Raw genomic sequence first — 14,013 nt, 5'->3', positions numbered from 1 at the left:
GCATGAAGGCCCTGGTCGAGCTCTACAGGGAACGCCGTAAACACTTCAAGGGTCCGCATTGCCCCCGGCTTGCCGGATCTGTCGGATTCCGAGCCGGCGATCTGCGGACCATCCCAGGATGGAGGTTTTGTCATGGCTTCCAACACGACGTCCGTCAGCCATTCACGAACATGGACATTCTTTCAAGGCCAGTGGCACGAAGGCAACGTGCCCGATCATGGGACCGCGCACCCACGGGCTCTGGCTCGGTTCGACCATCTTCGATGGCGGGCGCGCCTTCGAAGGCGTGACACCCGATCTCGATCGTCATTGCGCCCGCGTCAATCAGTCCGCGGTCTACTTCGGCCTCAAACCCGTCGTCGACCTCGCTACGTGGCTCGGACTGGCGCGTGAAGGTATCGCGCGCTTCCCGTCCGATGCCGAGCTCTACATCCGCCCGATGTACTGGCCGCAGAACGGCGTCGGGGGCGGCGTGCTGTTCGACCCGGAAACGACGGACTGGTGCCTTTGCATCTACGAAGCGCCGATCCCCAAGCCGGTCGGCAGCGCGATCACGCTGTCGCCGTTCCGCAGACCAACCGCCGAATCCGCGCCTGTTGGTGCCAAGGCCTCCTGCCTCTACCCGAACTGCTCCCGCGCGCTCATCGAGGCCGCCTCGCGCGGCTTCCAAAATTGCCTGATGCTGGACATGCTGGGTAACGTCGCCGAGTTTGGCAATTCCAACGTATTCATGGCCAAAGATGGCGTCGTCTATACGCCGGCGCCGAACGGCACGTTCCTGAACGGAATCACGCGGCAGCGCGTGATCGAACTCTTGCGTAACGACGGCGTCACGGTGTTGGAGGCGACGCTGCGCTATTCCGATTTCGTCACTGCAGACGAGATTTTTTCCACCGGCAATTTCGCCAAGGTCGCGCCCGTGATCCGGATCGACGATCGCCAACTCATGCCCGGGCGCTTTTATGCGCGCGCACGAAAGCTCTATTGGGATTTCGCGCACGGGATGAAGCTTGCGGCGTGAGCGCGTCGTCCACCTGTGCCGCTTTCAGCTGCTCGACGCTGCCTTGCAGCGCTCCGTATGTTTACGGTGAAAGGATCGTTCTCTGCCTGTAGTTAATGGCAGCCGACGCGCGCGTCCAAGAGCATTTGCAATCTTCATTCGTCATGCGCTGCGACCTCCTCGCAACGAAGTTTGCGCCATTGCGTGAAGCGCTTACTCCGGTTTGAGCGAACCGCGACGACCACAAGAGCTTCGGCGCAAACCGCACAAAACAGCGGGTGCGGCAATGTTCGGCAATTTCGGGCTACTCCTGGAAATCACAGCTGTCCTGAGGAACCCCGGATTATAAACGCAAACGTCGACACCGGCTTTTTCTCTGCCGTCGATGTGCAAATTCATCTTCAAAGAAGGGATTTTCAAATGTTGAAGTACTACATCAAGACCACGGAAGCCTTGAAGCGTCTTCGCACCGACCAGGACGGCGTGGTGTCGTTCGAGTACATCATCGTCGCGGCCTGCATCATCGGGGCAGTGTCTGCAGCGTTCGGTACCGGCGCTGGCGGTGCGATCGGCAAGGCACTGTCTGGCGGGATCACCGCTATCACCGCGGCCTTCACCGCGGCCGTATAAATACGGCTCCTGGAGGGGGGCATCGGAATATGCCTCCCGCTTGGGGTTAGTCGTGGCCGTGCATCTTGCGAGAAGGACGTTCTCCTATGTTGAACCATTACATCAAGACCACCGAAGCCTTGAAGAACCTGCGCACGGATCAGGACGGCGTGGTGTCGTTCGAGTACATCATCGTCGCCGCTTGCATCATCGGCGCAGTGTCCGCGGCGTTCGGTACCGGAGCAGGTGGAGCTATCGCGACGGCGTTGTCGAATGGCATCACCACCATCGCCGCTGCTTTCACTGCAGCGGTGTAGTGCAGGCATCTGACGCCGGAGCGGGCATCGAAATGTGCCCCTCCGCTTCTTCTCACGCGTGACCAAATTTTTGATTTGCACTCGCTTTTGTTGAGGCTGCATTTCGTGAGCTGGATCGTTCCCATAACCTCATCGTTCGAAATCCTGCTGTTGCTGTATGTCGCAACGATTGATGTCGCGACTCGCTTGATCAGAAATGACATCTGTCTGGTGCTGGCGCTCCTCGGGATCGTCGGTCAACTGGACAGTCCGATGCAAATCCTCGAATCCCTGATCGCTGCGGCGATCTTGTTCCTGCTGCTGTTCATGATCTACCAGCGGGGACTGATTGGTGGTGGCGATGTCAAGCTGCTGGTCGCTTTGGCGATCGGCCTCCCGCTTACAGGCGTGATTCAGTTGTTGATCATCACCGCGCTGACCGGTGGTGTTCTTGCAATGGTGCATCTGGTGATGCGCCTCCTGCCATATCCCAGACTGGCGCCCGCCGGATCGTCGTTCGCACGCCGCGTCTACGCGATCGAACGTTGGCGCCATTTGCGACACGCACCGCTGCCTTACGGGGTTGCCATAGCGTGCGGTGGTGTCTGGACCATCTTCAGCAAAGGACTTTAACATGTCATCCGCTTTGCGCCTCTCGATCATCATGGTGTTTGTGCTCGCGACCGTAGCGCTCGGCCTTATCGCCTATAGCATGAACCTGCCGAAAGAGGTCCCGGTCGCACAGGTCACCGAGAAGGCTCCGCCGCCGGCGCCTCCCACTATCGGCTATTATGTGGCCGCACACCCGCTGCCGAGAGGGACTCTGGCCCGCGATGAGGATTTCGAGGTGCGCTCGGCGTCGCCGGAACGTGTTCCAGCAGGCGCGATCCTTGATACGCCGGACGCAAAGATCGGACTTCGCGGATCTTTGGTGCGCAATTTCCTCGATACTGCCAGTCCCGTCACGTCAAAAGACGTATTGCGCCCGCGCGAGCGGGGTTTTCTCGCCAGCGTCCTGGCACCGGATAGCCGTGCTGTCAGCATCAACGTCGACGCGGCGTCTGGTGTCTCGGGCCTGATCTGGCCGGGTGACTATGTGGATGTTGTGTTGACCCAGGAGTCGACGACAGCGGGCGAAAAGCAGAGCCCGGATCACCAGCATGGCACGCTTAGCGAAACCGTTGCTCAAAACGTTCGAGTTGTCGCGATTGACCAGGAGATTGTGCAAGGTGGCTCAGCCAGCAACGCCACGGCCGGTAAGGTCGCGCACACGGTATCGTTGCAGCTCGCGCCAGAGCAGGTCAAGAAAGTCACAGTGGCAGTACAGCTCGGAAAGCTCTCCCTGGCCGTACGGTCGGCGGTCGATCAACAGGACGTAGGGGATACGGACACGACCGTGGTGGTTTATGCGCGCAACAGCGGCACGAAATACTCGGTCAGGAGAGACGGTGCAGGTGACACGCGCACGGCGCTGACTGGTGATGCGTCGGCGGCAAGTGCTACGTCAACGTCGGTCGCGTCGGCCGTATCGTCACGTCGGTAAGGGGAGGCAATGGTGATCGCCAACATAGCAGTAGTCAGTCCGCCTGAAGAAGCAGCGTCCGTTGTCACGCGCAACCGCATCGTCTGCTTCGTCAATGACGAGCTCAGTGCAGCCGCTCTGCGCAAAGGCCTCGAAGGCAGCAACTTGTCGATCCGGCGTGGCAACATCCGCAATGCCATACGAATGCTCGAAACCGACACCGAACTGTTTGCGTTGGTGACTGATATCAGCGGGATCGACGATCCATTTACCGAGCTGGAAAGATTGGCCGGCGTCTGCCCACCCGACGTTCGGGTGGCTCTGATCGGGGAGAGCAGGGAGATCACCTTCTACCGCGAGCTGATGGAAATCGGCCTGACGGAGTATCTGCCGAGGCCGCTGACGCGCGATATGGTGCTGGACCAGCTCCGCCCCAAGCTGCTTGGCGATGTGGCGCCCGGTCCGACCGATCGTGGCGGGCACGTGATCTCGATCTGCGGTGCGCAAGGGGGCGCCGGAGCAACGAGTATCGCCATCAATCTAGCACTGCAATTGGCCGAAACCACCAAGGCCAAGGTCGCGCTGCTCGACCTGCATCTCCAGGGCGGCGAAACGGCAGTGATGCTGGGCGTTCAGCCCGGGCCAGGGCTGCGCATCGCGCTCGAAAACCCGATGCGGGCGGACACGCTGTTCCTCGAACGCGCGGCAATTGAGGTCAACGAGCGGGTTTGCCTGATTTCCGCCGATGAGGATCTGGATGCGCAGCTGAATATTACCGAAGCGGGGGTGAGGCATGTGCTCGGTTTGCTCCGCCAGCGCTTCAATTACATCGTTGTCGATGTGCCAGTGCCGTTTCCGCCATCGATCCATCCGGTGATCACTCTCTCTCGTCACGTGCTAGTGTTGCTGGAGGCCGAAGTCACCGGACTTCGCAATGCCCATGCGCTACGCAACGCCGTCACCAACATCGCCGGCAAGGATCGGGTCTTTACCTTGCTCAACCGCGCCGGCCGACCCGGCGGCCTTCCCAAAGCCACGGTCATCAAGGCCTTGGGCGCTGAACCAGACATGGTGATTCCGGATCTCGGCAAGGGGATGACCCAGGCCGTGAATCTCGGAATTCCGGCTCTCAAGCATGTATCAGGACTGCGACGTCACCTCGCCCCGATCGTCCGGGAGATCACGGGTGTGGGCGCTGGGCAGCGGGGATGGCTGAGGAGGCTGCTTCGGCTATGAAAAAGTTTGGTAGGCGAGAAGACGATACGCCCGCTCGTTTGCCTGCATTAACGGCAGGTTTGCCTGCGGCAATGCCGAGCTTACCGGCATCTCCGCCAAGCTTGCCTGCATCTGCAAGGCACGAAGAGCCCGCTAGCCAGGGGCCCGTGATGCCAGCTTCGCTGCGTGAAAGGGTCATCGAGCAGATCGAGCCGTCGGTGGCCGCGACTGTCTCGCGCGATGTGCTTCGGCGGCAGATTGAGGAAATCATTCACGGCATCGCCAACGAGGATCGGCTGGAACTGTCAGGCCGCGAACAGTTGCAATTGGCGGACGAGATTGCGGACGACATGACCGGTTACGGGCCTCTCCGTCCGCTTCTGCTGGATCAAACGATCAACGACATCATGGTCAACGGACCGAGTAATGTCTACGTCGAGCGAAACGGCAAGCTCGAACGGATCGCGGTGCGATTCCGCGACAATGATCACATCGCATCGGTGGCGCAGAAAATTGCGGGGCAAGTCGGGCGTCGAATTGACGAATCCAGTCCGATGGTAGACTGCCGTCTGCCGGACGGCAGCCGCGTCAACATCATCTTCCCGCCGCTGGCGATTCATAGTCCCTGCATTTCGATCCGAAAATTTCCGAGCCGCCGCCTGGATACGGCCGGGATGATCGCAAACGGGTCAATGACCGCGCCCATCGGACAATTGTTGGAGATCGCCGCCCGATCCCGGCTCAATGTTCTGGTCTCGGGTGGTACGGGTTCCGGCAAGACGACGCTGCTCAACGCCATGAGCCAGTTCATCGATCACAGTGAGCGCATTGTGACCGTCGAGGATGCAGCGGAACTGCAGCTTCAACAGCCCCATGTGATCAGCCTCGAGACCCGGCCTCCGAGCCTTGAGGGCACCGGGCAGGTGACGCAACGCGATCTGGTGTGGAATGCGCTGCGCATGCGTCCTGACCGGATCGTCGTGGGCGAGGTCCGCGGCGCTGAAGCGTTCGACATGCTGCAAGCGATGAACACCGGCCATGACGGTTCGATCTCCACGGTGCACGCCAATAGCGCCCGTGATGCAATGACCCGCATCGAAAACATGGTGCAGATGGGACAGCCAAATCTGCCGCTGCGGGCGATCAGGTCTCAGATCGTCGCTGCGCTGGATATCATCGTGCAAGTCGAACGCATGCGGGATGGGCAGCGTCGCGTCATCCAGATTTGCGAGGTGATCGGGCTCGAGGGTGACGTGATCACGACCAACGACATCGCCGCGTTCGAGTACGAACACGAAGATGTTCACGGGCGGTTATCGGGCACCTACAGGTCCACCCCCGCAGTCCCGAAGTTCAAGAGCCGTCTGACCTACTATGGGCTTGATCGAGCCTGGGCCGAGGCTATGAGGCAGCTGTCATGATGGAGTTTTTGACGACCGGTGATCTGGTGCTCCTGGTATGCGCAGCAATCGTGACGCTGTGGCTCGACGCACGACAACGGCGCATCGATCGTCAGGTGGCGATCGCGCTGCCGGCTTCAGATCCGGCGAACCTGCCTTCCATTCGCCGGTCGGGGACCGGATCCCGCTGGGACTTCCTCTTCCGCACGGTCAGTTACAAGCCCGGGATAGCTTACGCGTTCCACCCCGCTTATGTGCTATTTGCCGGTCTGATAGCGGCAGTGGCAATCCTTTACGCCAATAGCCTGCTGAAATTTTCATACGTCTACGCCTATCCGGTGGCGGCAATTGTAGCGATCATGGTGGTGCGCGGTCTGTTCGGATGGCAGCGACATCGTCTCGCCAGCCAGCTTTTTCGGCAACTGCCCGATGCGATCCAGCTGGTGATCAGTACCGTTCGATCCGGGTTGCCCGTGACCGAAGCCTTTCGGACCATCGCGCGCGAGATGCCGCAACCGACGGCCGGCCAGTTTGCCATCGTGTGCAGCGAAGTGAGCGTGGGGAGACCTCCAGAGGAGGCTATCGAAGCCGTCTATCGGCGAACCCAAGTGACGGAGTACGGGATCTTTGCAGTCACGCTTGCAGTCCAGTTGAAGTCCGGTGGCAGCTTGACCGAAACACTGCAAACACTGGGAGATACCGTGAGGCAGCGCGTTGCGCTCGCTGCGCGCGCGAAGGCTCTGGCTGGAGAGGTGATCTTTTCTTCCCGCGCGCTGTCAGTGTCGCCCGTCATCGTCGGTGGGCTGCTCTACGCGATCAATCCGGAAACGGTCGATCTGCTGCTCTATGATCCCACCGGAAACAGGCTGCTGGCTTACGCCGCAGCCTCGGTGATCATCGGGTCCCTTGTGATCCGTTGGATGGTCAGGCGGGAGACAGCGCTATGACTTTTGGTCTCGGCGTGGTGGCTCTCGCCATAGCATTTGCGACAGCGGCCTCCGTGTTGATCATCCACGAACTGCACGTTCGTACGTTGAATGTACGGGTGTCGAATGCCGTGTTGGGCGTCCCCGGCCGGTCCGCGCCCCTGCAGGACATCACCGGGTGGCTTTCGTCGCTCGGTGCGCGGTATCGGCGCTTCTACTCCGCGGAAAATCTGGATCAGCTCCGAACCATCGTTCAATCGTCGGGCTTGAATCCTCATCGAAGCTTGTCGATCTGGATCGGAGCCAAAACCGTCAGCATGTTCCTGTTCCCGATCGTCGCCTTGCTCGGTGCGCAGCTTCTTGGGAAGCCATTGACCGATGTGTTGGTCTTCAGCCTCATTGGCGTGGTGCTCGGAATCATGGTGCCGCGGTTGGTCCTTTTGGTCCTGACGCGGCGTTTTAACGCCGGCATTCGGCGAGGCACGCCTGACATGATCGACCTGCTGGTCGTCTGTAGCGAGGCGGGTATGGGCCTGGAAAGCGCGCTGGAACGCGTCGCGGAGGAAATGAAGCAGACTGATCCTGCCATGGCCCGGGTCTTGTACGGCCTTCTTGATGATCTCCGGATATTGCCAAATCGCAGCGAGGCGTTCGAGAAAGTGGGGTCGACGTCGGAAGGGCTTCGCCGGTTCGGCACCATGGTCAGCCAAAGCCTGCAATACGGAACGCCGCTGGGCCAGGCTCTGCGCAGTATCGCAATCGATCTACGGCGGGAACGTATCACCAAGCTGGAAGAACGGGCGCACAAGCTCGGCGCCAAGCTGACCATTCCGATGGTGCTGTTCATGCTTCCGGCCATGTTCATCATCTTGGGTGGAAGTCCGTTTCTGCACCTCGTGCGTACATTCTCCAGCATAGGGGTGAAGTAAGCCATGAGCACGATGGTCCTGTCGAAAGGCCGGTCTTACGAGTGGATCATGCAGCTGCTCGGCAGCATGTGGTTCTTGTTGTTGGGAGTTTGCGTCGCCATCAGAATTGGGTCGTTCGCCGATCCCTGGCCATCGCTTCTGTCGAGTTTCTGCCTTGCCATTTTCTACATTCTCCTGGCCGTGTTGGTCATGAGCAGGTCGCCGGCAAAGGCGCATGCGCATGGACTGATGCCGAGAGTGGCCGCATTTCTCGGCTCCTATCTGCCGTGGACGATCTCCCTCTTCGGCAAGACCGATCAGGCGCTGCCGAACCTCCTGTCCACCGCTTGCGTGCTGATCGGCATGATGATGATGCTTGTCACCATCCGACACCTTGGCCGGTCGTTCAGCCTGGTGCCGCAGGCGCGTTCAGTCGTGCAAACCGGTCCTTATCGCTGGATCAAGCATCCGCTTTATTTTGCGGAAGAGATCGTGATCGTGGGCGCGGTGCTGCAATATCTGACACCGCTCACGGCGATCGTGCTGGTCCTGCATATCGGCGTCCAGGTCTGTCGAATTCTCTACGAGGAAGACCTGCTTCGGCGCACTTGCCCGGAGTATTCCAGTTACGAAGCGTCGCGTTGGAGACTGGTCCCTTATGTTTGGTGAGCGGCTATGCGTGGCCAGATTGTCATGGACATCGTTCAATTTGCTCGTGCAAGGAGTCGGCGTGCGGAAGCGGTAAGTGTCCGTCGGGACGGGCGCGGGAGCCCCCGAAAGTCTTTCATCGCGGATCGACGCGGCGCCGTCGCGTTTGAGACGATCATCGTCTACGTCTTCATGGTGTCGTTTCTATTCATGCCGCTTGCCGATCTTGCGGCTGCTGGCTTTCGGTTTGTGGCCGCATGGGAGGCCGTGCGCGCCTTCGGGCAGAAGATCCAGTACAACCCGCCGCAGGATGTGACCTCCTGGGCAAGCTGGAAGTCGGCGCTTCCGACCTCGGTGTCGGGTTATCCGATTAACAATCTCCAGGTCGTCTGCAGCGACACCATGGCCGCCTGCTCCACAACCAACTCTGGTTCGCCCAAGTACTACACCTACTCGACGACGGTTACCGTAGCTCCCATCGTGTCAAAAGCCTGGATCTGCCAGAGTACCAACGCCGATCCCTGCACTTACACTCTGGCTTACGCCGAACGGTTTCAATAGGAGTGGTCCATGCGTGGCTTGCTTCGCTCTCGTCGCGGCGCCGCCGCCTTCGCAACCGTTATCGCCCTGATTCCGTTGATAGGCGTGGTCGCACTCGGGGGCGAGGCGGGATCGTGGTACGTCACCCATCAGCACGCGCAGAATGCCGCCGATGCGGCGGCCGTTTCGGGCGCCATGCAGCAATTGTGCATCAACAACGCACCCTGCGCGGTTACGCAAACAGTGGACTATCGCGGCAAGCAAGCCGCGGCACAGAACTCGTTCTGCAACTCGGGCGGCACCTCTTATCCGGGCTCCCAGTGTGCCACTAGCCTTCCGACAGGAGTCTCGCAGACCGTCACGATTACTCCGCTCACGTCATGGAACGGGACGGCCGGAACTTACGTTCAGGCCACCGCCACCCAGCAGCAGCCGGCATACCTCGCACAAATCCTTGGTCTGTCCACCGTCAACATCGGCGCGACCGCTGTGGCCGCAGTCAAGACCGTGCTGGCTCCGCCCTGCGTCCTGACATTGGCAGGCTCCATCAGTTTCCAAGGCAGCCCGAACATCAATGCCCCGAATTGCGGGATGGCCTCGAACGATACGGCGGCGAATGCAATCAACTTCACCGGCGGCGGGATGACCATGAATGTGGGCTCGCTGTCGACCGTGGGCGGCTGCACGGGTGCCGCATCGTTCTGTGACAAGGCGCTCAAGTATTTGCCGACGCCGACTACCGATCCCTTCTCGGCTCTCGATGGCGCCCTGACCACGATGTGCGGAGCGAACCCGCCCGCCAATGCCACATGCGGTCTTTCAACGAACGCAGCGACTTGCAAACCTCCAACTTCTCCAGCTGGCCAGATTCTCGTCCCTTACACCGCCGCCACCCCGTGCACGAATCTCAATGTCTCGACGAAGGGTAATGACGCTCCGCCGTTTGCTGCGGGGGTCTCGGTGTACTTCATATCCGGTACCCTGACCCTCAAGGGCGGCTCCCAAATGTCCTGCACAAGTCCGTGTACAGGAGTGATCTTCATCCTGCTGCCCGGAGCCTCAATTTCCATGAAGGGAGGCGCGTTACTCACGCTCCAGGCGCCGGCAACTGCTCCTAGCTCCTCGTCGCTTCCTCCTTCCCTGCAGGCTTATGCCGACAAATTCCAATACATGTCGATGTATGATGCATCAGCGACGGCGGTGCAGTTCGGTGGAAACAGCAACATCAACCTCACGGGAAACATCTACGCGCCGAACGCAGACGTGACGTTTCAAGGCAACCCGACTATCGCCGTGGGCACCACAGGCGGCGCGTGCGGCCAGTTGATCGCCAAGTCGGTCTCGTTCAACGGCAATGCCACTTTTGACACCACGGGGTGCCCGTCGCAAACGAAGCTGCCGCAAAGTCAATATGTCCAGTTGGTGCAGTGATGAGAAAGCTCGATCAGCGCGGCATGGCGGCGTTCGAATTCTGCCTCGTCGCCGTGCCACTTTTTACATTGATGTTCGCCATCTTCGATCTCGGCCGTTACGCAATCACCATGCAGTCATTGCGGGCGCTCGCGAATGCTGGTGCGCGGACTTGGATGATCAACGATTGCTTCGTCAACAGCGCAATGACCAAGACGACGCCGACCTGTAGCGGTGATCCCCTACCGTCTCTGACGGCCAAAAAAGCCGTCGCCCCAATGCTCGGCGGTCTCTCGCCGACGCTGAACACGAGTACGGGAGCCAGCGTCCTTACGGTGACGGCATCTGTACCGAGCTTCTCCATGCTGATGCCGATCTGGGGCACGGCATTGAACGCGCCGAGCGCCTCCACAACGATTCCGTTCTAGGAACCTAGTCCTAGTATTCGCCTTGCCCAAATTCCGGTCATCGGCAGACCTCGCCAAGGGCGGGGACCGCTGGGGTGCACTTTATGCTGCAAGATATTTCCCGTCAGGCCGAAGAGTGGTGCTCGCTGGCAACATTAAGAAACTTTCGCGGGCGCTGCGACAAGGTGGCGAGGGTCTCGCCTTGCAAGGGCGCTGCGCGCAGGAAATGATCTAGAACTTCATTCGCGCCGGTTGAATCGGTGAACTGTATTGCGGGGTTAAGTTGTGCCCAACCAGAGAAATTCCGAAGTAACGGATTTGTAGTGGGACCGACGTAAGCTCTTCGGTGTGGTGCGCGGAAGGAGAGTTGTTGGGACGCTGAGCACGTAGGTCTACGGGACAGGCCGTGGATTGCGGTGAGGGGGAATCGGAATGGGTGGCGGTCGCATTTCGAAAAGGGCAGGAGCGAGGCTCCTCGCCTTGAGCGCGATGGCTCTTGGCCCGGCGCTTATTCCACTTGATTCAATTGACCGCGCGGCGGCTGCAGAGCGGCGGACGTCGTCCTCCAGCGGCGTCTTCGTCAGCGACATGAACGACGTTCAGCGGGTCAAGGTCACCGTCAACAAGTCGCGTACCTTCAAGGTCGACACGCCTTTTGCAACGATTGTCGCGGGCTCGCCTGACATCGTCGACGTCAAGTCGCTGAGCGACCACATGATCTATGTCCAGGGCAAGCAGACCGGTACCACAAACGTCATATTATTTGACTCTTCGATGAAGCAGATCGGGATCCTCGACGTCGAGGTCGTGATCGATACCGGCAATCTCCAGCAGAACATCCGCTCCAGCACCGGCATGCAGGGCGTTCGCGTCTCGGCCTCCGAGGGGCAGGTGGTGCTCAGCGGAACTGCAACCGACGCGGTCTCGGCCGAGCGGGCGATGGCGATCGCCACCAGCACCGTTGCCAAAGGCGGAGTCGTCGTCAATGCGATGAGCGTCGCTGCGCCGCAGCAGGTGATGCTGGAGGTACGCTTTCTCGAGGTGAACAGGGACGCCGGGCGCGACCTGGGCGTCAACCTTTATGCGGCGAATGCCAATGGCACCAATGTGGGGAATACCGGGCTGGGCGCCGTGACCGCCGCGGGCCGACAGCCGATCGGTTCGCCTCCGGCGTCGGGCAGCCTTCCGGTCCTCGGAACGATCGGGACGCTCGTCGGCACCGCAGGTGGTCTGGCACCCACGCCATTCGGAAGCTTGTTGACCAGCATCGTTCGAACTTCCAACGGCGGCTCGGTGGATTTGCTGATCTCGGCGCTGGAAACCAAAGGATTGGCTCGCCGCCTGGCGGAGCCGAACTTGACCACGTTGTCCGGCGATTCCGCTCGCTTCCTGGCCGGCGGTGAATTCCCGGTGCCGGTGGCTTCTACCGCGGGGACCGCCGGATTGGTTCCCACGGTGACCATCGAATTCAAGAAATTCGGCGTCGAGCTGGCTTTCGTTCCTACCGTGTTGTCGCGCGGCGTGATCAACCTTCGGGTCGAGCCGTCGGTCAGCGAGCTCGATTTCTCCAATGCGGTGCAGATTGCCGGGACGGTCATTCCGGCGTTGACCCGCCGCGATGCGCGGACCACGGTCGAGCTGCGCGACGGGCAGAGCTTTGCGATCGCCGGCCTGCTCCAGACCCGCAATCGGCAGGACGTTTCGCAATTGCCCTGGATCGGCTCGGTCCCGGTGATCGGAAGCTTGTTCAGCAGCAAGTCGTACCAGCAGCAGGAAACCGATCTGGTCATCATCGTGACGCCGCGCCTGGTCGCGCCGGCGGCACCGGGGCAGCAACTGGCATCTCCGCTCGACTCCCGCCTGCCGGCCAACGACGTCGATTTCTTCCTCAATGGCCAGATGGAAGTCCGCAAGCGGTACAACGATTACGTCAATTCCGGTGGCGACGTGAAGGGTCCGTACGGCCATATCATCGCGCCTGAAGTCCGAGCGCCTGTTCCGGCGCCGGCCGCCGTTGTGACCGACCAGCCGGTCGTCAAGACTCTCAACTGACGGAGCGAGAGATGACCATGAGATATCTGGCTCTGTTCGCACCTCTCCTGCTCGGCGGATGTTACGGCCTTGCCGGCAATGATGAGATGGACCGCTATTTCCAGCGTTCAGATACCATCACCATGACCGCCGGCGATGCCAAGCAGGTGAATGCCGTTACCCACACCATCAATCCCTGGCCGCGATACGTGAGTGATCGCAGGATTGCATACGACGCCCGGCGGGTGGGCGCTGCCGTCACGCGCTATGGCAAAACGCAACAGCCGGTGGATCAGCTTCCTGACATCTCGCCTGCGACGAAACTGATGGGTCAGCAGCCTCCGATTACCCAGAATGTCAACATCGACGGATTGCCGCCTGGATCGAACGCCGGAGTATCGGTGCCGGTCGGCGGAGTCAGCGGAGTAGGAAGCAGGTAAAGAGGCCAAAGAGCCTTCGCTTTGGATAGTTCAACGATGATATTTCAATGCGTCCGCGGAGCCGGGCGGGGACAAGGGTTATGCGGCGCATCATCTTGATATTGAGCTGTTGCTTGTTGGGGACAGTCCTTGCGGGCTGCGAGCAAACATTGAGGGACGCTGCAATCGTGGCTCCCGTGGATCCGCCGGGCGGGGACCCGGTGCAGGAGCCGACCGATGTCAAATATTACCCATCGGACGAACCCGTCCGGCTGGGGCTGGAGCACTACAACCGCGGCAGCTACGGGCTTTCCCAGCGCTACTTCAAGGACGCCGTCGAGAAATCGCCGAAGGATTTGACGGGCTGGATTGGGCTCGCAGCGAGCTATGACAAGTTGCGCCGCTTCGATTTGGCTGATCAGGCCTATGCCCAGGCGATCCGGCTGGGAGGCGAAACTGTACAAATTCTGAACGATCAAGGATACTCGTACATGCTGCGCGGCAATCTAAGCGCGGCGCGGCGCAAGTTTGAGAAGGCTTATTCGCTGGATCCTGGCAATCCGGTCATTGCCAATAACCTCGAGTTGCTGAACGGCAGCCGCAGGTTCATCGAAAGGCCGCCGAATAACCAGCCTTGATCAGTCTTGATTGCGACCGTGCGCGATTGCCCATAGGGCGACGG

General features: G+C 60.3%; 15 protein-coding genes and 1 pseudogene. All 16 read left to right on the top strand.

Features of this window, described 5'->3' with window-relative positions:
* Positions 1 to 132 precede the first annotated feature (132 nt).
* The 16 genes and pseudogenes from ACVIIW_RS32630 to ACVIIW_RS32555 all read left to right on the top strand — a co-directional run bounded on the left by ACVIIW_RS32630 (position 133) and on the right by ACVIIW_RS32555 (position 13,969).
* Positions 133 to 1,021 (top strand): annotated as a pseudogene (locus ACVIIW_RS32630) (branched-chain amino acid aminotransferase).
* 399 nt (positions 1,022 to 1,420) lie between these two features.
* Positions 1,421 to 1,630, top strand: a complete 210-nt coding sequence (locus tag ACVIIW_RS32625; protein WP_456704452.1) for a hypothetical protein — start codon at positions 1,421 to 1,423, stop codon at positions 1,628 to 1,630.
* An 86-nt stretch (positions 1,631 to 1,716) separates the two neighbouring features.
* Positions 1,717 to 1,926: a hypothetical protein gene (locus ACVIIW_RS32620; protein ID WP_456704451.1), complete on the top strand. Its 210-nt coding sequence runs from the start codon at positions 1,717 to 1,719 to the stop codon at positions 1,924 to 1,926.
* A gap of 96 nt (positions 1,927 to 2,022) precedes the next feature.
* Entirely contained in the window at positions 2,023 to 2,538 is a 516-nt protein-coding gene (locus ACVIIW_RS32615) for an A24 family peptidase (RefSeq protein WP_456705326.1), read from the top strand.
* Position 2,539: 1 nt separating this feature from the next.
* Positions 2,540 to 3,448, top strand: coding sequence for a Flp pilus assembly protein CpaB (gene cpaB, locus ACVIIW_RS32610; RefSeq protein ID WP_456704450.1), 909 nt, complete (start codon positions 2,540 to 2,542; stop codon positions 3,446 to 3,448).
* 9 nt (positions 3,449 to 3,457) lie between these two features.
* A complete protein-coding gene (locus tag ACVIIW_RS32605) occupies positions 3,458 to 4,663 on the top strand; it encodes an AAA family ATPase (RefSeq protein WP_456704449.1) in 1,206 nt (401 codons plus the stop codon).
* Positions 4,660 to 6,063 carry a CpaF family protein gene (locus ACVIIW_RS32600; RefSeq protein ID WP_456704448.1) on the top strand — a complete coding sequence of 468 codons (1,404 nt, stop codon included), beginning with the start codon at positions 4,660 to 4,662 and terminating at the stop codon, positions 6,061 to 6,063. The genes ACVIIW_RS32605 and ACVIIW_RS32600 overlap by 4 nt, the downstream gene beginning before the upstream one ends.
* On the top strand, positions 6,060 to 6,989 hold the full coding sequence (locus ACVIIW_RS32595) for a type II secretion system F family protein (RefSeq protein ID WP_456704447.1): 930 nt from the start codon (positions 6,060 to 6,062) through the stop codon (positions 6,987 to 6,989). Before ACVIIW_RS32600 ends, ACVIIW_RS32595 begins: the two co-directional genes overlap by 4 nt.
* Positions 6,986 to 7,897 carry a type II secretion system F family protein gene (locus tag ACVIIW_RS32590; RefSeq protein ID WP_456704446.1) on the top strand — a complete coding sequence of 304 codons (912 nt, stop codon included), beginning with the start codon at positions 6,986 to 6,988 and terminating at the stop codon, positions 7,895 to 7,897. Before ACVIIW_RS32595 ends, ACVIIW_RS32590 begins: the two co-directional genes overlap by 4 nt.
* A gap of 48 nt (positions 7,898 to 7,945) precedes the next feature.
* A complete protein-coding gene (locus ACVIIW_RS32585; protein WP_456704445.1) occupies positions 7,946 to 8,545 on the top strand; it encodes a methyltransferase family protein in 600 nt (199 codons plus the stop codon).
* Positions 8,546 to 8,551: 6 nt separating this feature from the next.
* Complete coding sequence (locus ACVIIW_RS32580; RefSeq protein ID WP_456704444.1) at positions 8,552 to 9,085, top strand: hypothetical protein; 534 nt, start codon at positions 8,552 to 8,554, stop codon at positions 9,083 to 9,085.
* Positions 9,086 to 9,094: 9 nt separating this feature from the next.
* The gene (locus tag ACVIIW_RS32575) at positions 9,095 to 10,495 is read left to right on the top strand and encodes a pilus assembly protein TadG-related protein (protein ID WP_456704443.1); all 1,401 of its coding nucleotides are present in this window, start codon (positions 9,095 to 9,097) and stop codon (positions 10,493 to 10,495) included.
* On the top strand, positions 10,495 to 10,902 hold the full coding sequence (locus tag ACVIIW_RS32570; protein WP_456704442.1) for a TadE family protein: 408 nt from the start codon (positions 10,495 to 10,497) through the stop codon (positions 10,900 to 10,902). The genes ACVIIW_RS32575 and ACVIIW_RS32570 overlap by 1 nt, the downstream gene beginning before the upstream one ends.
* A gap of 411 nt (positions 10,903 to 11,313) precedes the next feature.
* Positions 11,314 to 12,933 (top strand): type II and III secretion system protein family protein, encoded by a 1,620-nt coding sequence (locus ACVIIW_RS32565; RefSeq protein WP_456704441.1) that lies wholly within the window; start codon positions 11,314 to 11,316, stop codon positions 12,931 to 12,933.
* 11 nt (positions 12,934 to 12,944) lie between these two features.
* The gene (locus ACVIIW_RS32560; protein WP_456704440.1) at positions 12,945 to 13,352 is read left to right on the top strand and encodes a hypothetical protein; all 408 of its coding nucleotides are present in this window, start codon (positions 12,945 to 12,947) and stop codon (positions 13,350 to 13,352) included.
* Positions 13,353 to 13,432: 80 nt separating this feature from the next.
* Positions 13,433 to 13,969: a tetratricopeptide repeat protein gene (locus tag ACVIIW_RS32555; protein ID WP_456704439.1), complete on the top strand. Its 537-nt coding sequence runs from the start codon at positions 13,433 to 13,435 to the stop codon at positions 13,967 to 13,969.
* Positions 13,970 to 14,013: the final 44 nt, after the last annotated feature.

The sequence above is a fragment of the Bradyrhizobium sp. USDA 4449 genome (genome assembly GCF_054056275.1).
Note: the sequence above shows the minus strand (reverse complement) of the source record. Positions and strands in the feature narration are given on the sequence as shown.